Raw genomic sequence first — 24,128 nt, 5'->3', positions numbered from 1 at the left:
GTGCGGCGCCCGGCCCGGTGTCCCGCCGCCGTCCGGGACCGGCCCCCAGGCCGCATGCCCGGACGGCGGGCGGGCGGAGGGCCGGGGGTACGGCGGCGCGCCGCGCCGCCGCTTGATACCTACAAGACCAATTCGGCAGTGCGCGGCTGTGTGCCTGATGTGATCAGGTGGAGGATTGGCTCAGGCTCCGGTGTGCCGAGTTGATGGCGGCTAGGAGTTCGCGAGCTGGGGCGTCTCGTTTGCCGGTGAGGGCGTTCTCTACTCCGGCGAGTTGTTGGAAGGCCCAGCGCGATTCGGTGCGCTGTGCGGTTTCCAGGGCCAGGCGTCCGCTGGCGATGCCTTCGTTGAGGTCGCCGATGCGGAGCTGGGCGGCGGCGATGTCGGCGTGGACGGCGGCGATCTTCTTGTGGTCGGTCTCGTGTGAGAGTGCATTGAGGGCGGCTTGGCCTTCGTCGATGACTCGTTGTTCGTCGCCGAGGTGCACGTACGTCGATAGGCGGTAAGCGGCCATGCGACCCGGGTCCAGGAAACGAGTCCAGGCTCGTTCGCGCTGCGGACGCGCATCGCCGTATGCCTCCTTTGCCTGCTCCAGGCGGATGAGGGCCTGTCGGTCGCCGAGGCCGGCGAGTTCTTCGGCTTCGCGTGCGAGGAGCCAGACTCGGGTGGCGTTGTCCCCTTGGGCTGGGAGGTACTGCTGGGCCAGGCGGATGTTCTGAAGTGCGGGGGCGCCTCGGGTGGCATAGGAGCGGTAGCCGTAGGCGCAGGCTTGGATTATGGGGTGCCCGCTCTGTTGGGCGGCCAGGACGGTGATGCGGTCAAAGGCGGCGGACTGTCCGGGCTGCTTGATCTCCCATGCGAGCCATGAGGCCAGGACCGCAGCCTCGCCCGTGGTGACGGCCAGTCGGCGGCGTAGGCGGTCGGGGAGTCCAGCCTGAAGCAGCGTGCTCAGTTCGTTGAGGTGCGCGGTGAGGCCCTGGTAGAGGGAGCGGGCGGGCATGATCTCTTCGAGGCGGTGGAAGCCGACCGTTCGGGCTTCGAGGCGCTCTACTGCGTCTTCCTGGTCGGCGCGCGTCCCCGTGAGGGCCATGGTCAGGCGCTCCCATGGGTTGGCGATGGAGGCGGCGCTTTCGGCAGTGAGTCCGGCTGCGAGGAGCAGCATCGTTCGGCGGTCCATGTGGCCATCCAGCCTTCCCACGATCCAGGCCAGCGTCAGCACGTCAACGTCGCAAGCGTCGTCCGGGTGGCGCGAGCCGATGACTACTTGTTCCACGTTAAGAAGGCTGCTTGCTGGTGTTCCATCCCAAGCCGGGATGGGTGTGGGCGGGCGGGGGACGCCGGTGAGGATCCGTGGGGCGAGGCCGAGCGTCATGCGGGCGGGGTCGGGCATGTTCAGGCCCTCGGCGATGCGCTCGAACACGTCGAGTGCGACGACTTGGGCCTTGCCCTTCATGTACTCGCTGACTTTGCCCTGGCTGAAGCCCACGGCGACGCCGATGCGGGTTTGGCTGATGCCTGCGTACTGACGGACGAGCCGGAAGAGGTGGCCGATGTCGCGATTTGTGAGGGCGGTGCGCGTTTCGGGGCGTTGCCACAGGTCGGTCGGTATGACGACCGGTTCGGCCCCGTCTGCGGGCATGTGCCGTTTCGGAAGGTGTCAAGTCAAATGCGACAGGGATTGGGCTGGTCTGATCGCTAGGCGGCTTCTTCCAGCTGGTTGATATAGGCGACCTGCGGGATCTTGGGGAGCCGGGGCGTGCGGGTGAACCGGTGGGGGTTGGCCGAGCGGAAGCGTTCGATGGTTTCGGCCCGCTTGTCCTGGATGGCGTGGGCGGTGCCCATGTGCACGGTGAACGGGGTGTGCAGCCCGACGCCCGCGTGGTAGTGCTCGTGGTTGTAGTAGCAGAAAAACCGCTGGCAGAAGGCTCGGGCATCAGCCAGAGAGGCGAACCGGTCGGGGAAGACCGGGCAGTACTTAAGGGTCTTGAACGCCGCCTCCGAGTAGGGGTTGTCGTTGCTCACCTTCGGCCGCGAGTGCGACTTGACGATGTCGAGGGTGGACAGCAGATCGGTGACTGCGCGGGAGGTCATCGAGGTGCCGTTGTCGGAGTGGATGACTTCGGGCGCGATGCCGCCATTGGCGCGGATCGCGTTCTCCATGAAGGTGGCGGCCAGTTCGCCCGACTCGCGCGGGTGGACCTCCCAGTGCACGACGTACCGCGAAAAAATGTCGATCATGACGTAGAGGTCGTAGTACTGCCGATCGGCGGGGCCGTGCAGCTTGGTGATGTCCCAGGAGAAGATTTCATGGGGGGCGCGGGCCACCAGATGGGGCTTCTTGCGGGACTCGTGGCGGGCCTGGGCGCGGCGCTCGCGGACCTGGTCACGCTCACGCAGGAGCCGGTACATGGTGGAGACCGATGCCAGGTAGGTGCCGGAGTCCAGCAGCGCGGCCCAGACCTGGCGGGGTGCCTTGTCGACGAACCGGGTGCTGTTGAGCACGCCGATCAGCTCCTCGCGTTCGGCCTCGGTCAGCTTGTTGGGCGGTGCGGGACGTGGCATCGCCTCACGCTCGGCCGGGCCGGCCAGGCCGTGGTAGTAGGAGCCGCGCGGGACCCCGGCCAGCGTGCAGGAGCGGCTGATCGGCAGCACGGCGGCGAGAAGGCCGAGCGTCTCGCGCCGGCAGACGGTCACGAGTGCTCGTTGTCCGCGCTCTCGGAGATCATTTCCAAGAGCGCGAAACCTTTTCCCATGATGTCCAGGGCGGCCTCGGTCTGGGCCAGCTTCTTCTCGGCCTTCGCCTTGTCCCGGGCCAGTGCCGCGTTCTCTTTGCGCAACCGCTCCAGCTCCAGCTGTTCGGGCGTCTTGCGGGCACGCGATGCGGCGGTCGGGCTCGCGGGAGTCAGTTCGCCGTTGTCACGCTGGCGCCGCCACAGATCGATGCTCGTGCTGTAGAGGCCTTCCCGGCGCAGCACCCGGCCCTTTTCACCCTCGGGGGCGGCCTCGTACTCCGCGACGATCCGCAGCTTGTACTCGGTGGCGAAGTGTCGCCGCTTGGGCCGGTCACCTCGGGGACCGTCTCCGTGTTGAAGGTCGTGGCTGCTCATGGTCACTGCGCGTCGTACCCGTTCTCGCCCTGCTCATATCAGTTAATGAACTTAGTCCCTGTTTGTCTCACTTGAGCTTGGCACAGAGGGAGCAGGCAGGTATTCGCATCCGCGCTTACATCCTCCTGTCCTTGCTCACTGGCGCCCGCACGGAGGAAGTACGCGCGTTGACCTGGCCACACGTAGTGGCGTTCGATCAAACCCGAGGAGCGTGGCTATCGGTCGAAGAGGTCGGATGGGGCCACAAGGAGTTCGCCGTCTACGTCTGGCGATCCGTGCGCAAGAAGGGCGACACGAAGACCGTCAAGTCGCGCCGCACGCTCAAGCTGCCAGCCCGAGCGGTCAAGGCTCTTCGCCTACTCAGAGAGGCGCAGGACGAAGTGCGCGCCGATGCAGGCAACTCGCCGATCGCCCGATGCCTGGTCTTCCGCACCAAGACCGGCACAGCACTTACGGCAACAAACGTCCGACGTGACTTTCGCAAAGTAATCAACAGCGCTGGCCTTGTCGACAAGCAGTGGACGCCTCGCGAGCTGCGGCATAGTTTCGTGTCGCTCCTATCCAGCTCTGGGGTTCCGATCGAGGACATCTCCCGACTGGTCGGACATGCGAACACTGTGGTGACTGAAACGGTCTACCGCTTCCAGTTTCGCCCTGTTCTCCTCGAAGGGGCCAAAGCAATGGATGAGATCTTCCGTGAACATGCCTAGAGAGCCGGCTCATCCTCACCCCGCTGCCGATCTTTGCGGCGGGGTTCCCACGCGGCCACCACCGCCCAGAAGGTGCCGCCCGATTGGGAGCTACTTCATACGGAAGGCTAGAACCGCGTAACACTCGCAGAGTGTCGTAAGGAAGCCTTAAGTTGAGGTGCAACGAACGCACAAGGAGAGGAGAAGCAACATGGCTGAAGAGAAGGACCCCGACCTCCGACGGGTGTTCGTCATTCATGGCAGGAACGAACCTGCCCGTCGCGCCCTGTTCGAGTTCCTCCGCTCTATCGGACTCACGCCGATCGAGTGGTCCCAAGCGATCAGCATGACCGGTAACGCATCGCCCTATATCGGCGAAGTCCTCGATGCGGCGTTCAGCGCAGCGCAGGCAGTCGTGGTCTTGGAGACCCCAGATGACATCGCCTACCTTCACCCAAGCCTCACTTATCCAGAGGATCCCGACTGCGAGGCACAGCCTCAACCTAGGCCAAATGTCCTCTTCGAAGCCGGCATGGCGATGGGCCGACACCCGAACCGGGTGGTGATCGTAGAATTCGGAAGGGTCAAAGTCTTCAGTGACATCCACGGTCGGCATGTCATACGACTAGATAATTCGCCCGGAAAGCGTCAGGACCTCGCGCAGCGGCTTCAGATCGCGGGATGCAATGTTGATCTATCTGGTCGAGACTGGCACGAAGCCGGAGACCTCACCCCGCCTCCGCCACCGGGAGGTGGTCTTCCGTTGGGGCGCAAACTGCCTTCAACGAAGGCCGCGGGAACTCCCCGCCTCGACGCGAAGTACATCGATCGAGGAGGGAACCGCAGGGGGCAGATTGAGATAGTCAACCATGGACCGGGAGATGTTTATGATCTCAACGTTGAATCTGAGGAACAACTGGTGGTGAATCATGAGAATGAGTTTCCCGTCCCCAGACTCCCGAGCGGCAAGTCCGTCCGTATAATGCACGGTTCTACCAAATCCTTGAGCTCACGCAGTAGTTCCTACTTCACCATCACAGTCACAGGCAAGACTGTCGACGGCATAGCCATCGAACAAGAAATCTTTGTGAGTGAGACCTGACATGGATATATCGATCAGTTTGCCTCTCGATTCGGATGGATTTCTCCGTCGAGAGTGTCCTCACTGCGAGAAGCAGTTCAAGTGGCATGATGGTCCAGCAAACGAAGAAGCTGAGGCACAAGCGTCGCCCTCGGTCTATTACTGTCCGCGATGCGGTGTACCGGCGCCTCTTGATGCTTGGTGGACACAGGAGCAACTCGACTACGCCCACGGCGTAGCAGAGCCAGCGGCGATGCGCCTGGCTGTCGACGAACTCGCTGCCGCTTTCCGTATGAACAAGCACATCGAGTTCAAGCCCGGGAGCGATGATTTCCCTGCGCAACCCGCCGCTCTCGTTGAATCCGACGACATGCAGATCGTCGCACCACCATGCCACCCTTACGAGCCTGTGAAGGTCCCAGAGGACTCCACTGGCCCCATCCATTGCTTTCTTTGCGGGGCTCAGTTCACGATCTGACGGGTCGATGAGGCCATCCTCATGGCAGAAGTGGTCGACCCCCGTTCGGGAGGTTCCAGAACCAGAACGTTGGCCGCAGAGAACGTCTGGATGACTGGTGGGCCGGGACTGCCGTTAGGTGACAGCAACTCCTAAGAAGATTGCTAGGAGCAGGACAGGGACACACGAAATTACGAACAGGGCGACTCCTAATCCGCTTAAGGATGGCCAGAAAACCCATAGCCAGATGGCGGGCAAGCCAACCCCAGCCACCAGCATGCCCCCAGCGGAATCGCTTCGACCGGCCCCTCGCAGTATCGGCCCGTACAGGATTAGAAAAAAGGCTACTGCCATAAGTACAAGGCCTCCTGCCGTCCAGCCAGCACCGAAGCCATGGACATTCATGGTTACCTCGTCGATCTGCTCTTTGAGCCGAGCTCCAGTACTGTCAGGCACTGCCGGCGAGACGATCCCGGCCTGGCCGTCAGGCGAAGCAGATCGAACTGGACTGTTCGATGATGGGGACACCGTGACCGAAGGCGTGGATGTGATCGATTCTGCAGTACCGAAGATGTGATCTTGAATCAAGGCCGCAGCAGCGACCACAACTGCGATGACCGTCGCGATCTCCGCGATTCGCGTTAGTTTCGAGCGCACATCACAATACTGATTGCTTACACACGGCTTGTCGCAAGGAACGCAAATCTCTAACCGCAACCTGAGCTGAGTGGCGGAGGGCTCCGCGCGCGTTCAGTTTCTGTATAGCGGCCGTTCGCTTGCTGCACTGCGCGTCAGGGCTAGGCCACCGAGCATACGATCACGACGACAGTGAGCGGCTCGCGGAGGACGATCGACACAGGGAGACGGCCACCATAAGCAAGAGGTGCGAGACCACGGACACGGTAGTCACTCAGTTGGTCACTCACCCTCGCCCCACAGTGACCGGCGAGGGTGAGTTTTCCCTGGTGGAGCCTAGGAGATTCGAACTCCTGACTTCCTGCTTGCAAAGCAGGCGCTCTGCCAACTGAGCTAAGGCCCCTTCGACGAAGATAGCTTACCGGGCGGAGGAAGCTACCTGCGTCGTACCAAGGTCATCGCTCAGCACGAGGCCGGGAAGATCGGCGAGTGAGTCGAGGATGTGGGTGGCGCCGCCCTTCAGCAGGCGTTCGCGGCTGTGGACGCCCGTCATGACGCCCGCCACGATCGAGGCGCCGGCGCGGGTGCCGCAGAGCATGTCGTTCTCCGAGTCGCCGACGACCGCCACCTGGCGTACGTCTTCCACCCCCGAGCGGAGCACCGCGTGCAGGACCATGTCCGGCCAGGGGCGGCCACGGCCGCCGGCGTCCTCTGGGGAGATGGCGAAATCGACCTTGTCGTGCCAGCCGAGGACGCTCAGGATGCGGCTCAGGGTGACGCGGCTGAAGCCGGTGATCAGGGCGAGTTTGATGCCGGTGCCGCGGAGCTTGTCGAGGACCTCCAGGACTCCGGGCACGGGGACGAGACCTGCTCGCTCCATGGCGTCCTCGTAGGAGCGCTCGAACGTCAGGTTCGCGGCTTGGGCCTGGGCCTCGTTGCCGGGGAAGATCCCTCGGAAGACATCGATCTTGGGGCAGCCCCGGGACCGGTGCACGTGAACCATGGCACGCGCGTACGCTCCGGTCCCGGGCACTATGCCCTGGGTCGCGATCGCCTCGGCGAAGGCGCGTTCGACCATGGCGATGTCACCGACTGTGGTGCCTGCCAGGTCCAGGCACGCCAGCTTGATGGGGACGACGTCACTCATCGCCTCGCCGGTCGGTTAGTTCTCGCTGCCGGTCGCCTCGGTCCAGAGATCGAGCTCGGCGCGGTCGGCCTGCACCTTGCGCCAGACCAGCAGCCCCCCAAGGGCGATCAGCGCAAGAACGAGCAGCTTCTTCACGGTGTGACCCCACTTCTTCGACGGCCTCACCTGCCGGGGTGAGACCCAACGGTTGACATGCAGCCTAGCAAGGGATGGCTGCGGTCCCTGTGTCGCGCACGAACCAGATGTGTGGAATGTGCGTGAAACGAGCTACGAACGAGTGTTCAGCCCCAGGTGGGACCGGCTATACCCGTCCGATCTTGGACAACGACAACCGCCGACCGATCGCGGATCGGGTGGCGGCGTCGCCGAGCGGGCGAGCCTCGGGAGACGACCCGCGGGTGGCCGGCTCCGGATGGGACGACCGCCGCGCAGGTTGTCGGCCGCAGCCGCCAACTGGGCAACATCCAGATCATGCCAAATATCCCGCCGTAATGCGCGGAGGCCGGGGTGGCGGGTGGATGGGTCGACACACCCTAGGGGGGTATGTTACGGTCCTCGACATTAGACGGGTACCCCAGGGGGGTACCTGGAAATGAACGATGTGGCCGAGCGCGCCGTACCAGAACGTGCGAAGCCGCGGCAGAAAACCCTTCGAAATACCCTAGGGGGGTACGGTGTTAAACTTGATAAGGGACGACTACGACAAGGAGACCGCCATGAGCGCCACCACCACCTACACCGTGCAGGGCATGACCTGTGGACACTGCGTGAGCTCGGTGAAGGAGGAGGTCGGTGAGGTGGCTGGGGTGACCTCCGTGGAGGTGGACCTGGCCAGCGGCCTGCTGACGGTCATCGGTGACGGCCCCGTCGACTCCTCCGCGGTCACCGCGGCGGTCGAAGAGGCCGGATACGAAGTGGCGGGACGATCATGAAGGTGGCCGCCACGCTGGGCGCGTACGCCTTAGGGCTGGCCGTGGTGTTCGGCGGCGCCCTGGGGGTGGGCCGGATCGCAGGCCCGGCGGAGGCCCCGGCGCAGGCGGAGGCAGAGGCCCAGAGCGAAGCGCACGCCGGAATGACGCAGAAGGACGGCCGGCAGACCGGCGACGGCCACGCGACCGGAGAGGCAGAAGCTACGGCCGGAGAGCCGAAAGCGACTGCCGGAGAGCCGGATGCGGCCGCCGGTCATGGCGACGACCACGCCACTCAGCCCGTAGCGAAGAGCGATACCCCCGGGGGGCTCCAGGTGTCCCAGAACGGTTACACGATCAACCCGCTCATCACGACGCTCACCGTCGCCCAGGCCACGGACTTCAGGTTCACCGTAACGGGCCCCGACGGCAAGCCGGTGACGGACTACAAGGTCGAGCACGACAAGAAGCTGCACTTCATCGTCGCCTCCCGCGACCTGACCAGCTTCCAGCACGTCCACCCCGACATGGCCCCCGACGGCACGTGGGCGGTCAAGCTGACGCTCCCGAAGGCCGGCCCGTACCGCGCCTTCGCCGACTTCACCCCCACGGCCGGCGAGAAGCTGACGCTCGGCGCGGACCTGCAGGCAGCGGGCGACTACCGGCCCGAGCCCCTGCCCCACGTCAGCCGTACGTCGACCATCGACGACTACACTGTGAACCTCGCCGGAGACATCATCCCCGGCCGAGCCAGCAAGCTCACATTGACGGTCAGCAAGGACGGCGAGCCGGTCACGAACCTGCAGCCCTACCTCGGCGCCTACGGCCACCTGGTGGCCCTGCGCGCCGGTGACCTCGCCTATCTGCACGTTCATCCAGAAGACAGTGACAAAGCCGGACCGGAGATCACGTTCTACGCCGAGGCGCCCAGCGGCGGCGACTACCGGCTGTTCCTCGACTTCAAGCATGACGACAAGGTCCGTACGGCGAGCTTCACCGCCACGGCCACCCTGTCCGACGGGCACGCCCCGTCGGCCACCCACGATCACCAGCATTGACCAGGATCGCGCAAAGGAAAGGAGAGGTGATGTCTTCCGTCACCGAGGACAGAGCCGTTGAACTCATGATCGGTGGCATGACCTGCGCGTCCTGTGCCAACCGCATCGAACGCAAGCTCAACAAGCTCGACGGCGTGACCGCGACGGTCAACTACGCGACGGAGAAGGCGAAGGTCACCTTTCCCGAGAGCGTGGACCCGCGGGAGCTGATCAGCGAGGTCGAGAAGGCCGGCTACACAGCGGCCCTGCCCGCGCCCAAAGAACCCGCCGAGAAAGAAACCGCTGAGAAAGAGCCTGCCGAGAAAGTGCCCCAGAACGAGCTGCGCGCCCGGCTGATCACGGCGGTGACGCTGAGCATCCCGGTGATCGCGATGGCGATGATCCCGGCGCTGCAGTTCACGAACTGGCAGTGGTTGTCGCTCACGCTGGCCGCCCCGGTGGTCGCGTACGCGGGCTGGCCCTTCCACAAGGCCGCCTGGACGAACCTGCGCCACGGCGCCGCCACCATGGACACGCTGATCTCGATGGGCACGCTGGCCGCGCTCGGCTGGTCGCTCTGGGCGCTGTTCTTCGGCACGGCGGGCACGCCCGGCATGACGCACCCGTTCGAGTTCACGATCGGGCGCACCGACGGCTCGGGGAACATCTATCTGGAGACGGCGGCGGGGGTCACCGCGTTCATCCTGGCGGGGCGCTACTTCGAGGCCCGCTCCAAGCGGCGGGCGGGCGCGGCCCTGCGGGCGCTGATGGAGCTCGGCGCCAAAGAGGTGGAGCTGGCCGGCGGGCGGCGGGTTCCGGTCGAGCGGCTGCGGACGGGCGACAGGTTCGTCGTACGGCCGGGCGAGAAGATCGCCACGGACGGCGTGGTCGAGGAGGGCACCTCGGCGGTGGACGCCTCGATGCTCACGGGTGAGTCGGTCCCCGTCGAGGTCGGGCCGGGCGACACGGTCACCGGTTCCACCGTCAACGCGGGCGGGCGGCTGATCGTCAAGGCCACCCGGGTCGGCGCGGACACCCAGCTCGCCCAGATGGCCAGGCTGGTCGAGGAAGCGCAGACCGGCAAGGCGCAGGTGCAGCGGCTGGCGGACCGGATCTCGGGCGTGTTCGTGCCGGTCGTGATCGCGCTGGCGGTCGGGACGCTGGGCTACTGGCTCGGCACCGGGGGCGGCGCGGGGGCGGCGTTCACGGCGGCGGTGGCGGTGCTGATCATCGCCTGCCCGTGCGCGCTGGGGCTGGCCACGCCGACGGCGCTGCTGGTCGGCACCGGGCGGGGCGCCCAGCTCGGCATCCTGATCAAGGGGCCGGAGGTGCTGGAGTCCACCCGCCGGGTCGACACCATCGTGCTGGACAAGACGGGCACGGTGACCGAGGGCCGGATGACGCTCACCGCCGTGCACCTGGCCGAAGGGGAGAGCCGCGCGGAGGTGCTCAGGCTGGCGGGCGCCATCGAGCACGCGTCCGAGCACCCGATCGCCCAGGCCATCGCCAGGGAGGCGGCGTCCGAGGCGAGCGTGGACGGCTTCGCGACCGTGGAGGACTTCGCGAACGTCGAGGGTCTCGGCGTCCAGGGCGTCGTGGACGGGCACGCGGTCCTGGTGGGCCGCCCCAGGCTGCTGGAGGAGTGGTCGCAACATCTGCCGGCGAGCCTGACCGAGGCCCTCCAGGCCGAGCAGGCCGCGGGCCGCACCGCCGTGGCCGTCGGCTGGGACGGCCGGGCGCGGGCCGTGCTGGTGGTGGCCGACGTGGTCAAGCCGTCCAGCAAGGAGGCCGTCGCGCAGCTCAGGGCGCAGGGTCTCACGCCGGTGTTGCTGACCGGCGACAACGAGGCCGTCGCCAGGACCGTCGCGGCCGAGGTGGGCATCGACGAGGTGATCGCCGAGGTGCTGCCCGCCGGCAAGGTCGACGTGGTCAAGCGGCTGCAGGCGCAGGGCAAGGTCGTGGCCATGGTGGGCGACGGCGTCAACGACGCGGCTGCGCTGGCCCAGGCCGATCTGGGGCTGGCGATGGGCACCGGCACCGACGCCGCCATCGAGGCCGCCGATCTCACCCTGGTCAGGGGCGATCTGCGGGTGGCGCCGGACGCCATCCGGCTGTCGCGCAGGACGCTTTCGACGATCAAGGGCAACCTGTTCTGGGCGTTCGCCTACAACGTGGCCGCGCTGCCGCTGGCCGCGCTGGGCCTGCTCAACCCGATGATCGCGGGGGCGGCGATGGCCTTCTCAAGCGTGTTCGTGGTGAGCAACAGCCTGCGGCTGCGCACGTTCAAGTGAGGCCCATCGGACGGCCGGCGCCATCGCGGCGCCGGCCGTCGCGAACGCCGCGCCGAGGAGCAGCCAGCCGAGCGAGCCGCCGCCGAGCACCAGCGTGGTGAGCACCACCGGGCCGAACATCCTGGCCAGGGCCACGCCGGTGCCGAAGAAGGCCTGATACTGGCCCTGCTTGTCGTCGGGGGCGAGCCCGAAGCTGATCTCCCAGGCGCCGGCGGCCAGCAACATCTCGCCGGCGACCTGGAGGCCGGCCGCCACGAGCAGGAAGAGCCAGCCGTACGGGCTGAGCGCGAACACCGCGCAGGCGGCCAGCATGACGAGCCCCGCATGCCGTACGGACCTCGTGGCGTCCCGCAGTCCCTTGACCCGCCCGGCCACGCGGACCTGGAAGAGCACCACGCTGCCGGTGTTGATCAGCAGCAGGACGGTGACCATCCAGGTGGGGGCGCTGGTGCGGGTGGCGATCCAGAGGGGCACGACCAGGCTGAGCAGCGGCATGTAGAAGAGCAGCACCGCGTTGATCAGTGTGATGGCGGCGTAGGGGCGGTCTCTGAGCACCGCGAGCCTGGGGCCGGCGAGGACCGGCGCGGGGCGTACGGACGGCAGCCTGAGCAGCAGGGCCGCGGCCACCAGGAACGTCAGGGCGTCGAGCGCGAGCAGCGCCCGGTAGGCGGGCGCGGTGTCCAGGTGCAGGGCGAGGCCGCCGAGGGCGGCGCCGACGGCCAGGCCGCCGTTGAGCGCGGCGTGCAGGACGGCCCGCACGGCGGTCCGCCGATCCGGCTCGACGAGGCCGGCGAGCAGGGCCTGGCGGGCGGCGGACAACCCGGTCTGCGCGGTGCCGTAAAGGCAGGCCACCAGCACGAACGGCACGAACGAGCGGACGAACAGGAACGAGGCCACCGCCGTCGCGGTCGTGACCGCCAGCAGCACCGCGACGCCGCGCGGCCCGCGCCGGTCGGCCAGGTGGCCGAGCGGCACGCCGGCCAGCGAGCCGACGGCCCAGCCCAGCGTGAGGCCGAGGCCGATCTGGGTGGCGGGCAGGCCGACGATCCGGGCGAAGTAGAACGCGGAGGTGATGAGGTAGATGCCGTCGCCGATGGAGTTCGCCAGTTGAGCTTGTGCCAGGATGCGCCGATTTTTCATGACGTGTACGCCAAGCCGGCGAGCAGGAGACCCATAGCCCCATCTTCAATCCCACTTTGTCCCGATATAAGCTCCAATTTTCGGTGAAATGATTGGGCCAAGATGGACCTGCACATCAGCCTCGAAGGGCGCGGTGACCTGGCCGCACAGGTCTACCGGCAGCTGCTGGACGCCATCCTCGACGGCCGGCTGCGCTCGGGCGAGCGGCTCCCCCCGACCAGGGAGCTGGCCACCCGCCTGGAGATCTCCAGGAACACGGTCGCGCTGGCCTACGACCGCCTGGTCGCCGACGGGTTCCTGGTGGGCAGGGCGGGCGCGGGCACGTTCGTGTCGGCGGAGCCCGTACGCGGGCGCACCGCCCCGAAGGGCGTCGTCCGCCCACGCGCGGCCTGGCAGGAGATCGGCGTGCAAACGCCCATGCGCCCGGCCCGGTACGACTTCCGCGTCGGCGTGCCGGACCCGCGTCTGTTCCCGATGGAGACCTGGCGCCGCCTGATGGCCCGGGAGTTGCGGGTGAGCGCCGCCGGCTACGCCCATCCCGCCGGACACGAGCCGCTAAGAGCGGCTATTTCCCGGCATATCGGCATCAGCCGCTCCGTGCATGCCGCCCCCGACGACGTCCTCATCACGAACGGCGCCCAGCAGGCGCTGGACCTCATCGGCCGGATCCTGATCGAGCCCGGCGCCTGCGTGGCCGTCGAAGAGCCCGGCTACCCACCCGCCCGCCGGCTCTTCCGCTCCCTCGGCGCCCGCGTGACCGGCGTCCCGGTCGACGCCGAGGGCATCGACGTCCAGGCCATCCCCTCCGCCGCCCGCCTCGTGTACGTCACCCCGTCGCACCAGTTCCCGCTGGGCACGCCCATGTCGCTGGCCCGCCGCGCCGCCCTGCTGGCCTGGGCCGAGCGCCGCAGGGCCGTGGTGATCGAGGACGACTACGACAGCGAGTTCCGCTTCGGCGAGCGCCCGCTCGAACCCCTGCAGAGCCTCGACCGCGCGGGCCGGGTCATCTACGTGGGCTCGTTCTCCAAGACCCTGCTTCCCATGCTCCGGCTCGGCTTCCTCGTCGCCCCCGCCTCGCTCGCGCCGGCGCTGCGCGCGGCCAGGCAGGTGTCCGACTGGCACGGCGAGGTGCCGACGCAGGCGGCTCTGGCCCGTTTCATCGACGAGGGGCTGCTGGCCAGGCACATCAGGAAGGCGACCCGCGAGTACGCCGCCAAGCACGCGATGATCGCGGAGACGCTGGCCGCCGACGACCGTGTCCGGCTGGTGCCGTCCAGTGCGGGCCTGCACCTGTGTGCCCTGGGCGTGTCGGTGGAACCGGGCCAGGACCTGGTGGCGGAGCCGCTGGAGGCGTACTGCGGCGAGAGTCCGCGGCAGCGCGGCCTGGTCCTCGGCTACGGCGCGATCACCAGGGACGACCTCCCCGAGGGCCTGCGCCTGCTGCGGTCAAGGATGTCGGCGGAGCCAGAACCGGCGGGTCCGCTCCCCTGACATCTCCGGGTCGTCGGGCGGGGTCGGCTGCTGCACGATCACGACCGTGGTCCTGGCATGACGGGCACAGTACATGCTGGTCGAGGGCAGGAAGACCCGGCTGAGCAGCCCGCGTCTCCCCCGCCCCAGCACCAGCAGGTCGCCCTCGCGGGCGAGGTCCACGAGGTGGTAGCCGGGATCGCCGACCCTGCCGACCACGGCGGTCCGCAGATCGTCGGGCACCCCGCCCGCCACGTCGTCGAACACACCCGCCACCACGTCGGCGCAGCGCGCCTCTTCACCCAGCTTGACGGCGTGCTGCACGGGCAGGGCCTCGGGGAAGGGATGGACGGGCGCGCGGCTCACATGCACGGCCACCAGGGCCATCCGGTGCAGCCTGGCCGCCCCGATGGCCCAGGCCAGCGCCCAGCGCGAGGCCGGGGACTCGTCCACCCCGACGATCAACCTCGCGCCGCCGGGCAGATCCTGTTCCACGGCGCCTCCTGTAAGAAGTACGACCATAGTGCGCCTCCCGCTCTGTTACCGGGAGGTGGCAGTTTTCGAACTCTGGAGTCCCTCGCGAAGGCGGGCGTAGCATGCGGGGGTGGAACAGGGGTGGGTGCGACCCCGTCCCGCCCTCGACCGGCGGCTCGACGGGGCGCTTACGCACAGGCTCACCTCGCTCGTGGCCATCACAGGCTATGGCAAGTCGACCGCGCTGGCGGGCTGGAGCCAGGCCGTCGGCGCGGTGCTGCACCGGCTCGGGCCAGCCGATCGTGATCTTCCCACACTGGCCGGAGCGGTGGCCACCGCGCTGTCGGAGGCGGTGCCGGGGCTGCCGGCCGACCTCGTCACGGCGGCGCGGGCGCCGCTCGGCCCCGAGGCCGACGAGCTGTCCAGGGCGGCGGCGCTGGCCGGCGCGCTGGCCGAGGCGCTGTCTCAGCGGCTGCGCCGCGCGCTGGCCCTGATCTTCGACGGCATGGACACGATCGCGGGCGCGCCCGGCCCGGTGCGTTACGTGGAGACGCTGGTCCGCGCCGCGCCCCGGCAACTGCATCTGGTCACCGCGTCGCGGGCGCCGCTGCCGTTCCCGACGGCCCGGCTGCGCCAGGACCACGAGGTGCTCGACCTCGACGCGACCGACCTCGCGCTCACCCCGGGCGAGAGCGCCGCCTGGGCCCGCGACCGGCTCGGCGAGCGCGGCGCGGCCGTCGCCGCCGCGCTGCACGACGCCTGCGGTGGCTGGCCGGCCGCCGTGCGGGCCGCGCTCGACACGCTGGCCCGCGAGGACCCCGCCACCTGGCCGCGCACCGCCGCGACCCTGGCCGCGAACTCCGCCACGCTCGAACGCCTCACGCGGGCCGCCTTCGAGGACCTGCCCGCGACCATGCGCGAGCTGCTGCGCGCCGCCACCGTCCTGCCCGTGCTGACCGGCGGGCTGACCGCCGCGCTCGGCGCGCCGCCCGACACGCTCGACTCGCTGACCAGCCGCGGCCTGTTCCTGGAGGCCGGCCAGGACGGCCACCGCCTGACCCAGACCAGCGCGCACGTCCTGGCCGGGCACGCCCCGCTCGACCGGCACGAGGCCCACGACGTCGCCGCGGTGGCCGCCCGCTGGTACGTCGAGCACGACCAGCCCGAGCTGGCTCTGAGCGCGGCCGTCGCGACCGCCCATCCCGCGCTCGCCGTGTCCCTCCTCGACGCCCACGGGCTGCGCCTGGCCGAGCGCGGTGACGTGATCGCCGCGCTGGAGTTGTTACCCGAGGCCGCCCGGCGCTCCCCCGCGATGCTCAAGCTGGCCGGCATCGCCGAGCTCACCCGCGGCCACTGGACCCGCGCTCGCGACCTGCTCGCCGCCGCCGCAGCGGGCCCCTCCTTCGACGCGTACGCGGCCAGGCGGCTCGGCTTCATCGACCACATGCGCGGCGACCTCGACTCCGCGCTGACGATGTACGCCCGAGGCCACGAGTACGGCCTGCCGCCCGCCGAAGCCGCCATGTGCGCCGCCTCCATGGCGGCCGTGCTCTGGATCAAAGGCGACCGGGCGGGCTGCGCCGAGCTGGCCGACAAGGCGCTTGACCAGGCCAGCGACCTGGGAGACCCGGCCGCGCTGGCGATGGCGAACACGGTGCTGGCCATGCTCGCCTCGCTCGACGGCGACCGCCGCGCCAACGACGCCCACTACGTCAGGGCCATCGAGTACGCCGAGCGCGCGGGCGACCTCGTCCAGCTCATCCGCATCCACGCCAACCGCGCCTCCCGGCACCTGGACGAGGGCTCCTACGCGGCGGCGCTGGCCGAGACGGAGATCGCCGGCCGGCTGTCCGACCTGGTGCCGTTCGCCCCCTACGCCGCCCTGAACGTCGCCAACCGCTCCACGGCCCTGATCGGCCTCGGCCGCCTGGAGGAGGCCGCCGCCGAGGCCGCCGACGCGGCGGCCCGGTGGGAGGCGATGGGTTCCAGGGTGACCGGCGCCGGCCGGGACCGGCTGGCCCGGATCCACGCCCTGCGCGGCGAGCGCGGCCCGGCCGAGGCGCTCTACCGGCGGGTCATCGCGGAGTCGGGACCGTCGGGCGAGGTGCAGTCGTTGTCCATCGCGCTCAACGGGCTCGCCGAGCTGCTCGCCGACGACGACCCCGAAGAGGCCACCCGCGTCGCCGACCAGGCGCTCAAGCACGTGGAGGGCATCGCGGGCGTGACCGCCCGGGTGGTCGGCGCCCGGGTGGCCCTGGTGGCGGGGCGGCGCGCGGACGCGCGGGCCCTGCTGGACGAGGCGGAGCCCGCGGCGGTGAGCCGCCGCGACCACGGCGCCCAGGCCGCCATCGCGGAGTTGCGGGCCGAGCTGGACGCCGACCTCGGGCAGGCCGACGAGGCGGTGCGCCGGTGGGCGGCGCTCGGCGATCCGATCGGGCAGGCCAGGGCCGAGCTGGTCAGGGCTGCTCTGGCGGACCCCGCGACGGGCGGGGAGACGGCCGTCCGGGTGCGCGAGCGGATGCACGCCATCGGCTGCCGGGCGCTGGATCACCGGATCGACGCGCTGCTGGCCCGCGCCGCGCCGGAGCCGGGGGCGCGGGTGGTCGTGGAGACGATGGGAACGTTCCGGGTGGTGCGCGGTTCGGTGCCCGTGCCGCGGACGGCGTGGCAGTCGCGTAAGGCCCGTGACCTGCTGAAGATCCTCGTCAGCCGCAGGGGCGGCGGGATCGGCCGGGAGCGCCTGGTCGAGATCCTCTGGCCCGAGCAGGAGGACGAGGCGGTGGGGTTGCGGCGGCTGAACGTCATGGTGTCCACCCTGCGCGCGGTGCTCGACCCCGGGCGCGAGCGGGCTCCCGACGACCTCGTGGTGTCGGACGAGGGGGCGCTGCGGCTGGAGCTGTCCCACGTGGACGTCGACGTCGAACGTTTTCTGGAGCTGGTGGCCGGGGCCGTACGGCTCGATCAGGCGGGCCGGACGGCCGAGGCGCTGGAGCGGTGGGCGGCGGCCGAGGGCGCCTACGGCGGGGAGTTCTGCGAGGAGGACCCCTACGCGGACTGGGCCGTGGGCCTGCGCGAGCAGGCGCGGGCGGCGTACGTGCAGGCGGCGGCCCGGCTCGCCACGGCCAGGGCGGACGAGGGGCGGCACGACGAGGCGGCGCGTCACTGGTTGCGGTTGCTGGAGCGCGACCGTTACGACGAGCGCGCGCATCTGGGCCTGGTGCGGGTGCTCGACCTGGCGGGCCGCCGCGGCGACGCGCGCCGGCGCTACCAGCTCTACGCGGAGCGCATGCGGGAGCTGGAGGTCGAGCCGGCCCCGTACCCGACCTGAGGCTCGACCTGAACCAGACCTGAACCGTACGGCGAGATGGTGATCGGATGAGAACGGTGATCGTCCGGCTGGTCGAGCCCGAGCAGTCCGGCGGCCAGCTCCGCGGGCTGCTCGAAGAGGTGGGGGGCGAGCCCGTGCCGTTCAACGGCGCCGAGGCGGTCGTCGCGCTGCTGCTGGAGGCGGCCGGGCTGAAGCGCGATCCGCCCTGAACCTCCCGCGAACCTCCGTCGCCACCATGGAGTGGGGAAAGGAGGCGCGATGGGCGAGCAGGGGAGCGGTTGGCCGTTCGTCGGGCGGCGGGGGCTGCTCACGATCGTGCGGGGGGCGCTGCGGTCGGGAGCGGGCGTGATGATCTCTGGTGAGGCGGGGGTGGGCAAGAGCAGGCTGGCGGCGCAGGCGCTGGCCGGTCTGGACGGGTACGCGGTGGTCCGGGCGCTGGGCACGGAGACCGCGTCGATGATCCCGTTCGGTGCGTTCGCGCACGTGCTGACGGGGCCGCCGGAGGGCGGCGAGAACCTGTTGCGCTGGGCCGCCCGCCACGTGCGGCTCGGCGCCCCGCGCGGCGAGCTGCTGGTGAGCGTGGACGACGCGCACCGGCTCGATCCGGCGTCGGCGGCGCTGGTGCACTACCTGGCCGGCAGCGGCAGCGCGCGGGTGCTGGTGACGGTGCGCTCCGGCGAGACGCAGCCGGCCCCCGTGGCCGCGCTGTGGAAGGACGAGCTGCTCGCCAGGATCGAGCTGCCGCCGCTGAGCGGGGAGGACGTCGGGCGGGCGCTCGCGGGCGCGCTGGGCGGCGAGGTGGCGGCGCAGACCGTCCGGCATCTGACCGGGGTGAGCGGCGGGAACGTGCTCTACCTGCGCGAGCTCGTGCACGCCGGGCGTACCGGCGGCAGCCTGGCCGAGCGGGACGGGCAGTGGCGCTGGCAGGGCGAGCTGGCCATGACCGGCAGGCTGCGCGAGCTGGTCGGCGCCCGGATCGGGCACCTCGATCCGGACGAGCGCGAGGTGCTGGAGCTGGTCGCGTTCGGGGAGCCGCTGGGCGCCGAGCTGCTGGTGTCGCTGAGCTCAGCGGGGGCGGTCGAGCGGGTCGAGGCCCGCGGCCTGATCGTGCCCGAGAGCGAGGGCCGGCGCGAGCACTTACGGCTCGGCCATCCTCTCTACGGCGAGGTGGTGCGGGGCGACTGCGGCACGTTGCGGGCGCGGCGGCTGCGGCGGCTGCTGGCCGAGGCGCTGGAGGGCAGCGGGCTGCGGCGGCGCGAGGACGTGTTGCGGGCGGCGGTGTGGCGGCTGGACAGCGGCTCGGCCGCCGGGCCCGAGACGCTGACGGCGGCCGCGAAGCTGGCCTGGGGCCGGCAGGATCCCCGGCTGGCGGCCCGGCTGGCCAGGGCCGCGATCGACGCCGGGGCGGGCGTGGCCGCGGTCGCGCTGCTCGGGGAGGTGCTCATGGTGCTGGGCGACGCGGGCTCGGCGGTAGAAGCGCTGCGGCGGGCCGCCCACGACGCCGTCACCGAGAGCGAGCGCGCCCAGCACGCCTACAGCCTGGGCATCAACCTGGCGTGGGCGGGGGCCGACGCCGAGGCGTGCCAGGTGCTCGACGTGGCGGCGGAGACGCTGACCGAGCCGGGCTGGCGGCAGGAGGCGTACGTCTACCGCTGCGTGGCCGACTGCTTCGCCGGGCGCATGAGCGGCGCGGCGCGATCACTGACGCGGGCCCGTTCGTACGGGCCCATGACGCTGCGGGGCGGGGCGCACGCCGACAGCATGGAGGCGTGGATCGACGCCTACACCGGGCGCGGCGAGCGTGCTCTCGCCCTGGCCGCGCGGACGCTGGTCAGCATGGCGAGCTGGAAGGACGAGGCCCCGCACGCCTTCCTGACGTTCCTGGACGCGACGTGCGCCGCGCACCTGTTCTGCGGGCGGCTGACGGAGGCCGCGCGGGCCGCGGAGCGGGGCATGGAGCTGCCCGCGGCTGAGCTGTCGGTGTCGGGGTTCGGGGCCCATCGGGCGATGGCCGGCCGGTTGGCGGGCGACGCGGCGGGAGCGGTCCGGTGGTGTGCCGAGGACATGGCGCGGCTGCCGGTGCGGGAGCCGTACCTGGGGCGGGTCGTGGCCGAGCAGGCGCACGCGCTCGCGCTGCTGGGCCGGATCGAGCAGGCCAGGGCCATGCTGGCCGAGGCCGGGGAGCTGACGTCACGGTGGGCTTTCACCCGTCAGCACACGATGCAGGCCGCCGTCTGGGTCGCGGCGGCGGGCGGCGACCTGGACGAGGCGGTGCGGTCGTGCCTGGCGGCGGTGGCGCACGCCGAGCGGCACGAGCTGCGCGGGCCGCTGATGTTCGCGCTGCACGACCTGGTGCGGCTCGGCGCTCCGGAACCGGCCGCGGAGCGGCTGACCGCGCTGGCGGAGCGGATGGAGGGACCGCTGGCAGCGCTGCTCGCCAGGCACGCGCGGGCCGCCGGCGACCCGGGCGAGCTGCGGGCGGTGGCGAGCGAGTTCGAACGGCTGGGCCTGATCCTGTACGCCGCCGAGGCCACCGCCCAGGAGTCGGCCGCCTGCCGGGACGCGGGCCGGGGCAGCCTGGCCAAGGGCGCGCAGACCAGGGCGTGGGCGCTGGCCAAGCGCTGCCCGGGAGTGTCCACGCCGGCGCTGGTCGAGCTGGCCACGCCGGCGCTCACGCCGCGGCAGCGGGAGATCGTCCAGCTCGCCGCGGCCGGGCTCACGAACCGGCAGATCGCCGACCGGCTGACGTTGTCCACGCGGACGGCGGCCAATCATCTGCAGGCCGCCTACGACAAGCTGGGCGTGAACGACCGCACGCAGGTGGGCCGCCTGCTCACGGCGCTCTGAACCGCGCGGCGGCCCTGTGGACCAGTCTCGGCACGCGTGGGTGGCGGCCCTTCGGGCCGGCCTCGGCACGCGGCCCTTCAGACCAGCTTCAGCAGGCCGTCGTACAGGCTCTCCCGCTCCGGCGCCGAGAGCACCCGGTACGGCGCCGCGGCCCGCAGGTTGGTGTCCGCCTCGACGCGGGCGTGCAGGGGCCCGTCGCGCAGCACGACGATCTCGGCTGCCGACAGGCCCCGCTGCTGCCAGGCCACGGCGTGCGCGTCCGCGCGGTGGTAGCGGAGCGTCGCGAGCCGGTTGAACAGCAGCAGGCCCGGCGACGCGCCCTCCGGCTCGTACGGCGGCGCCATCCGCTCCAGGGCGCCGCCGGGCACGCGCTCGGCCGCATCGAGCACCCGGCCCACCAGGCCGGCCAGCCCGGGGAGGTCGTGACCTGACCAGATGCGCTCCGCCGTGGCGGCGTGCAGGGCGTACAGGTTGTGGACGAACTCCTTGCCCCTGGCCGTCAGTCGCAGGCCGCCGCCGGGGTCCTCGGTGAGGGTGCCTTCGCGGAGGTGGTCCCGGATGGCGGGCTCGTGGTCGGCGGCGTCCGCGTACCGGTAGATCGTGGCCAGGTCGCGGCGGGTGAGGGCGCGGAGGGGGAGGGCGTAGCGGAGGTCGTTCAGGAGGCCGGTGGTGAGGCCGGACGTCTCGGCCAGCTCGATGCCCGCTCGGCGGGCCGAGGCGTGCAGGTTGACGTGGGCCGCGTCGATGACGGGGGCGATGGTCGCCGCGTATTCCGACAGATCCTGAAATTTCGACATCGGCCGTCATTATGCCGATGCTGCGCCCCCGCCGGACCCCGTTTCACGTGAAGCCGGACGGGCGGCACCGATCGGGTGGGTGCCCGTCAGCCGTAGCGGCCGCCCGCCGGCGGGCGCAGGGCGGTGGCGAGGTCGTCGGCCAGGCGCGGGATCTCGTCCTGGCGCAGCGTGGAGATGGTCACGCGGAGCGCGGGCGGCGTGGCGATGCGGTTGCGTGCCCCGGGTGCGGCGGCCCAGCCCCTGGCCAGCAGGCGGGTGATCGCGGTGGCCTCGTCGGCGACGGGGATCCACACGTTGAGCCCGCTGCGGCCGTGCGCGGGGACGCCGCGCTCGGCCAGCGCCGCCACCAGGCCGTTACGCCGCCCCGCGTACGCCGCGGCCACCGCCCCGGTGTCGACGGCCTCGGTACGCCACAGATGGGCCACGGCCCGTTGCAGCAGATGGCTGACCCACCCCGCGGCGATCCGCTGCCGCCCGCGCAGCCGGCCGACCGTGATGGGATCGCCGGTGACCAGGGCCAGCCGCAGGTCGGGCCCGAACGCCTTGGCCGTCGAGCGGATCAGCGTCCAATGGTCCGTGACCCCCGCCAGCGGGCACAGCGGCAGGTCCACGAAGCCGTCCCCGTGATCGTCCTCGATGAGCAGCACCCCCGGGTACGCCGCCAGCAGCGCCCGCAACTCCCCCGCCCGCCCGGCCGGAACGGCGGCGCCGGTCGGGTTCTGGGCGCGGGCGGTGATCACCACGGCGCGCACGCCCGCCCGCAGGGCCCGGCCCAGCTCGCCGGGCAGCGGGCCGTCGTCGTCCAGCCGCATCGGCACCGGGCGCAGCCCGAGCGCGGCGACCAGGTCGAGCAGCGACGTCCATCCCGGATCCTCCACGGCGATCGCGTCACCGGGGCGCAGGCGGGCGAGCAGCACCCGCTCGACCGCGTCGAGGGTGGCCGAGGTGATGGCCAGCGGCGCCTCCAGCACGCCGTCCGCGCGCAGCCTGGCCGCGGCCAGGGCCAGCAGTTCCTCGTCGTCGCCGGTGCCGTACATGGCCGGGCGCTCCTCGTGCGCGCGCGCCGCGCCGGCGAGGGCGTCGTGCAGACGCGGCAGCAGGGCCCGATCGGGGTTGCCCTTGGACAGGTCGCGTACGCCCGGGGGCACCTCGACGCGGATCTCCTCCCGCGCCGTGCTCGCGGGCCGGGGCCGGACCCGGGTGCCCCGGCGTCCGGCGGTCTCCACGATGCCGCGCTCGCGCAGCAGCCGGTACGCGGCCGCCGCCGTCCCCGGGCTGACCCGGGCCTGGGCCGCGGCTTCGCGGACCGGAGGGAGCATCGCGCCTGGTCGCAGCCGTCCCGCCGCCACGGCGGCCTCGACGTCACCCGCGATCTCGCTGGCCGTCCCACCGGTGAGCGGGTATGTTTCTAGCACAAAAGACATTATGTACTAATACAAAGAGGTTCGAGTGCTGATTCATCCATGGGACGCCGCTCGTGACGAAACCGAGTGGCGCGACTGGCTGACCACCCGCGACTTCGGCCAGCTCGTGGCCAACGGGGTGGACGGCGGGCCGCCGATGGTGGTGCCGACGCACTTCCTGTTCGACGGCGACCGGGCGATCGTGCTCCACCTGGCCAGGCCGAACCCGATCTGGGCGGCTCTGGAGGCCAACCCGGCGATCGTGGTGAGCGTGCACGACGACTACGCCTTCATCCCCGGCACCTGGCGCGCCGACTCCCCCGGCGAGGGCGTGCCGACCAGCTACTACACCTCGGTGCAGCTCACCTGCCTGGCGCAGATCGTGGACGACGCGGAGGCCAAGGCCGAGATCCTGCGCCGACAGCTGGCCCACTTCCAGCCCGAGGGCGGGCACGGTGTCATGGCCGCCGGCGAGGGGCCCTACCACCGGATGTTGCCGGGGATCCGGGGGTTGCGGCTGGCGGTGACCGGCGTGCGGGCGAAGTTCAAGTACGACGACAAGCGGCCGGTCGAGTTCCAGGGACGCGTGGCGGCCAGGCTCGCGGAACGCGATCGGCCAGGGGACGCGGGCGCCAGAGCGCAGCAGCTCAGACGGATGACGCTCGGCGATTTCCGAGCTCAGCGCCCTGCGGGGTGATTGTTAGGATTGATCGCATGACCGCCCAGGACGGCCCCGGCCGCGAGCACGTGCTCGCCTGGGTCGATCGGGTGGCGGCGTTCGTCTCCACGGAGTGGGGGCTGCCGCCGATCGCCGGCCGCGTCCTGGGCTGGCTGATGGTCTGCCACCCGCCCGCGCAGACCGCCGCCGGCATCGGCGCGGCCATCGGCGCCAGCCGCGCGTCACTGACGACGAACCTGCAGCTTCTGACGTCCATCCGGCTGATCCGCCGGCTCCGCAAGCCCGGCGAGCGCAACGTCTACTACCAGATCGAGGACGACGCCTGGTCCAAGGTCATCCGCCAGAAGCTCACCGTGTTCACCGCGTTCGACGAGCTGGCGGCCGAGGGCCTGCGGCTCGGCTGGAGCGACGACGCGCAGACCGCCCGGCTCCGCTCGGCCAGGGCCGCCATCGCCGCGCTGACCGACGCGCTCGGCCAGGCCGCGGCCACGGCCGATCCGCCTGCCTGACACCTGGAACCACAGCCTGTGGATAACTCGGCCATGCTGTGGATAACTCCCCTTTCGACACCACTCTCAGAACGCCATAACCCTGATACGTCCAGGTCAGCGCCTCACAAGGGATCCCGACCACGGTAAGT

Annotated in this window: 20 protein-coding genes and 1 tRNA gene; 11 read left to right on the top strand and 10 right to left on the bottom strand. The window is 70.6% G+C overall.

What is annotated here, in order from left to right:
* Nucleotides 1-163: 163 nt before the first annotated feature.
* The 3 genes from ACWD0F_RS24775 to ACWD0F_RS24765 are packed head-to-tail and all read right to left on the bottom strand — an operon-like array spanning nt 164 to nt 3,104.
* Nucleotides 164-1,636 (bottom strand): helix-turn-helix domain-containing protein, encoded by a 1,473-nt coding sequence (locus ACWD0F_RS24775; RefSeq protein ID WP_449879177.1) that lies wholly within the window; start codon nt 1,634-1,636, stop codon nt 164-166.
* A gap of 56 nt (nt 1,637-1,692) precedes the next feature.
* Complete coding sequence (locus ACWD0F_RS24770) at nt 1,693-2,691, bottom strand: IS3 family transposase (protein WP_449879175.1); 999 nt, start codon at nt 2,689-2,691, stop codon at nt 1,693-1,695.
* The gene (locus ACWD0F_RS24765) at nt 2,688-3,104 is read right to left on the bottom strand and encodes a transposase (RefSeq protein ID WP_449879173.1); all 417 of its coding nucleotides are present in this window, start codon (nt 3,102-3,104) and stop codon (nt 2,688-2,690) included. The genes ACWD0F_RS24770 and ACWD0F_RS24765 overlap by 4 nt, the downstream gene beginning before the upstream one ends.
* Before the next feature lie 62 nt (nt 3,105-3,166).
* Between ACWD0F_RS24765 and ACWD0F_RS24760 the strand changes: the two genes are divergently transcribed.
* Nucleotides 3,167-3,814, top strand: coding sequence for a site-specific integrase (locus tag ACWD0F_RS24760; protein WP_449879171.1), 648 nt, complete (start codon nt 3,167-3,169; stop codon nt 3,812-3,814).
* Between the two features lie 190 nt (nt 3,815-4,004).
* Nucleotides 4,005-4,895: a TIR domain-containing protein gene (locus ACWD0F_RS24755; RefSeq protein WP_449879169.1), complete on the top strand. Its 891-nt coding sequence runs from the start codon at nt 4,005-4,007 to the stop codon at nt 4,893-4,895.
* A 1,399-nt stretch (nt 4,896-6,294) separates the two neighbouring features.
* Here the strand turns inward: ACWD0F_RS24755 and ACWD0F_RS24750 are convergent.
* The 3 genes from ACWD0F_RS24750 to ACWD0F_RS24740 form a co-directional block, all read right to left on the bottom strand.
* Nucleotides 6,295-6,370, bottom strand: a tRNA-Ala gene (locus ACWD0F_RS24750).
* A gap of 15 nt (nt 6,371-6,385) precedes the next feature.
* A complete protein-coding gene (locus ACWD0F_RS24745) occupies nt 6,386-7,114 on the bottom strand; it encodes an HAD family hydrolase (protein ID WP_449879167.1) in 729 nt (242 codons plus the stop codon).
* A gap of 15 nt (nt 7,115-7,129) precedes the next feature.
* Nucleotides 7,130-7,249, bottom strand: a complete 120-nt coding sequence (locus ACWD0F_RS24740; RefSeq protein WP_358056854.1) for a DLW-39 family protein — start codon at nt 7,247-7,249, stop codon at nt 7,130-7,132.
* A gap of 581 nt (nt 7,250-7,830) precedes the next feature.
* Here ACWD0F_RS24740 and ACWD0F_RS24735 point away from each other — a divergent pair.
* From ACWD0F_RS24735 to ACWD0F_RS24725, 3 genes are read left to right on the top strand one after another with little or no spacing between them, the layout of a single operon-like run.
* Nucleotides 7,831-8,046, top strand: coding sequence for a heavy-metal-associated domain-containing protein (locus tag ACWD0F_RS24735; RefSeq protein ID WP_449879165.1), 216 nt, complete (start codon nt 7,831-7,833; stop codon nt 8,044-8,046).
* Entirely contained in the window at nt 8,043-9,080 is a 1,038-nt protein-coding gene (locus tag ACWD0F_RS24730) for a hypothetical protein (protein WP_449879163.1), read from the top strand. Before ACWD0F_RS24735 ends, ACWD0F_RS24730 begins: the two co-directional genes overlap by 4 nt.
* Nucleotides 9,081-9,109: 29 nt before the next feature.
* Nucleotides 9,110-11,350, top strand: coding sequence for a heavy metal translocating P-type ATPase (locus ACWD0F_RS24725; protein WP_449879161.1), 2,241 nt, complete (start codon nt 9,110-9,112; stop codon nt 11,348-11,350).
* On the opposite strand, the gene ACWD0F_RS24720 is transcribed toward ACWD0F_RS24725, so the two are convergent.
* Nucleotides 11,300-12,490, bottom strand: coding sequence for an MFS transporter (locus ACWD0F_RS24720; RefSeq protein WP_449879159.1), 1,191 nt, complete (start codon nt 12,488-12,490; stop codon nt 11,300-11,302). The genes ACWD0F_RS24725 and ACWD0F_RS24720 overlap by 51 nt on opposite strands.
* 102 nt (nt 12,491-12,592) lie before the next feature.
* Between ACWD0F_RS24720 and pdxR the strand changes: the two genes are divergently transcribed.
* Nucleotides 12,593-13,981 (top strand): MocR-like pyridoxine biosynthesis transcription factor PdxR, encoded by a 1,389-nt coding sequence (gene pdxR, locus ACWD0F_RS24715; protein WP_449879157.1) that lies wholly within the window; start codon nt 12,593-12,595, stop codon nt 13,979-13,981.
* Here the strand turns inward: pdxR and ACWD0F_RS24710 are convergent.
* A complete protein-coding gene (locus ACWD0F_RS24710; RefSeq protein WP_449879156.1) occupies nt 13,937-14,455 on the bottom strand; it encodes a universal stress protein in 519 nt (172 codons plus the stop codon). The two genes, pdxR and ACWD0F_RS24710, sit on opposite strands and share 45 nt — an antisense overlap.
* Before the next feature lie 109 nt (nt 14,456-14,564).
* On the opposite strand from ACWD0F_RS24710, the gene ACWD0F_RS24705 reads away from it, so the two are divergent.
* Genes ACWD0F_RS24705 through ACWD0F_RS24695 form a run of 3 tightly spaced genes read left to right on the top strand, consistent with a single transcriptional unit; the run spans nt 14,565 to nt 20,609 of the window.
* Nucleotides 14,565-17,762: a BTAD domain-containing putative transcriptional regulator gene (locus ACWD0F_RS24705; protein WP_449879154.1), complete on the top strand. Its 3,198-nt coding sequence runs from the start codon at nt 14,565-14,567 to the stop codon at nt 17,760-17,762.
* A gap of 47 nt (nt 17,763-17,809) precedes the next feature.
* Nucleotides 17,810-17,971: a hypothetical protein gene (locus ACWD0F_RS24700; RefSeq protein WP_449879152.1), complete on the top strand. Its 162-nt coding sequence runs from the start codon at nt 17,810-17,812 to the stop codon at nt 17,969-17,971.
* Between the two features lie 49 nt (nt 17,972-18,020).
* Nucleotides 18,021-20,609: a LuxR C-terminal-related transcriptional regulator gene (locus tag ACWD0F_RS24695; protein WP_449879151.1), complete on the top strand. Its 2,589-nt coding sequence runs from the start codon at nt 18,021-18,023 to the stop codon at nt 20,607-20,609.
* A gap of 77 nt (nt 20,610-20,686) precedes the next feature.
* Here ACWD0F_RS24695 and ACWD0F_RS24690 read toward each other — a convergent pair whose 3' ends face one another.
* Both ACWD0F_RS24690 and ACWD0F_RS24685 read right to left on the bottom strand, forming a co-directional pair.
* Nucleotides 20,687-21,406, bottom strand: a complete 720-nt coding sequence (locus ACWD0F_RS24690) for a hypothetical protein (RefSeq protein WP_449879150.1) — start codon at nt 21,404-21,406, stop codon at nt 20,687-20,689.
* An 86-nt stretch (nt 21,407-21,492) separates the two neighbouring features.
* Nucleotides 21,493-22,830 (bottom strand): aminotransferase class I/II-fold pyridoxal phosphate-dependent enzyme, encoded by a 1,338-nt coding sequence (locus ACWD0F_RS24685; protein WP_449879148.1) that lies wholly within the window; start codon nt 22,828-22,830, stop codon nt 21,493-21,495.
* Between the two features lie 25 nt (nt 22,831-22,855).
* Between ACWD0F_RS24685 and ACWD0F_RS24680 the strand changes: the two genes are divergently transcribed.
* Nucleotides 22,856-23,506 carry an FMN-binding negative transcriptional regulator gene (locus tag ACWD0F_RS24680; protein WP_449879146.1) on the top strand — a complete coding sequence of 217 codons (651 nt, stop codon included), beginning with the start codon at nt 22,856-22,858 and terminating at the stop codon, nt 23,504-23,506.
* A 17-nt stretch (nt 23,507-23,523) separates the two neighbouring features.
* The gene (locus tag ACWD0F_RS24675; RefSeq protein WP_449879144.1) at nt 23,524-23,997 is read left to right on the top strand and encodes a GbsR/MarR family transcriptional regulator; all 474 of its coding nucleotides are present in this window, start codon (nt 23,524-23,526) and stop codon (nt 23,995-23,997) included.
* The last annotated feature ends 131 nt before the right edge of the window (nt 23,998-24,128 follow it).

The sequence above is a fragment of the Nonomuraea sp. NPDC002799 genome (genome assembly GCF_053592075.1).
This window is presented reverse-complemented; position numbering and strand designations above follow the sequence as displayed.

Excerpts from the sequence above, each read along its gene's own strand:
- ACWD0F_RS24775 (WP_449879177.1), bottom strand. The coding sequence starts at position 1,636 with ATGCCCGCAGACGGGGCCGAACCGGTCGTCATACCGACCGACCTGTGG.
- ACWD0F_RS24765 (WP_449879173.1), bottom strand. The coding sequence starts at position 3,104 with ATGAGCAGCCACGACCTTCAACACGGAGACGGTCCCCGAGGTGACCGG.
- ACWD0F_RS24755 (WP_449879169.1), top strand. The coding sequence starts at position 4,005 with ATGGCTGAAGAGAAGGACCCCGACCTCCGACGGGTGTTCGTCATTCAT.
- ACWD0F_RS24745 (WP_449879167.1), bottom strand. The coding sequence starts at position 7,114 with ATGAGTGACGTCGTCCCCATCAAGCTGGCGTGCCTGGACCTGGCAGGC.
- ACWD0F_RS24735 (WP_449879165.1), top strand. The coding sequence starts at position 7,831 with ATGAGCGCCACCACCACCTACACCGTGCAGGGCATGACCTGTGGACAC.
- ACWD0F_RS24730 (WP_449879163.1), top strand. The coding sequence starts at position 8,043 with ATGAAGGTGGCCGCCACGCTGGGCGCGTACGCCTTAGGGCTGGCCGTG.
- ACWD0F_RS24725 (WP_449879161.1), top strand. The coding sequence starts at position 9,110 with ATGTCTTCCGTCACCGAGGACAGAGCCGTTGAACTCATGATCGGTGGC.
- ACWD0F_RS24720 (WP_449879159.1), bottom strand. The coding sequence starts at position 12,490 with ATGAAAAATCGGCGCATCCTGGCACAAGCTCAACTGGCGAACTCCATC.
- pdxR (WP_449879157.1), top strand. The coding sequence starts at position 12,593 with ATGGACCTGCACATCAGCCTCGAAGGGCGCGGTGACCTGGCCGCACAG.
- ACWD0F_RS24700 (WP_449879152.1), top strand. The coding sequence starts at position 17,810 with ATGAGAACGGTGATCGTCCGGCTGGTCGAGCCCGAGCAGTCCGGCGGC.
- ACWD0F_RS24695 (WP_449879151.1), top strand. The coding sequence starts at position 18,021 with ATGGGCGAGCAGGGGAGCGGTTGGCCGTTCGTCGGGCGGCGGGGGCTG.
- ACWD0F_RS24690 (WP_449879150.1), bottom strand. The coding sequence starts at position 21,406 with ATGTCGAAATTTCAGGATCTGTCGGAATACGCGGCGACCATCGCCCCC.
- ACWD0F_RS24685 (WP_449879148.1), bottom strand. The coding sequence starts at position 22,830 with ATGTCTTTTGTGCTAGAAACATACCCGCTCACCGGTGGGACGGCCAGC.
- ACWD0F_RS24675 (WP_449879144.1), top strand. The coding sequence starts at position 23,524 with ATGACCGCCCAGGACGGCCCCGGCCGCGAGCACGTGCTCGCCTGGGTC.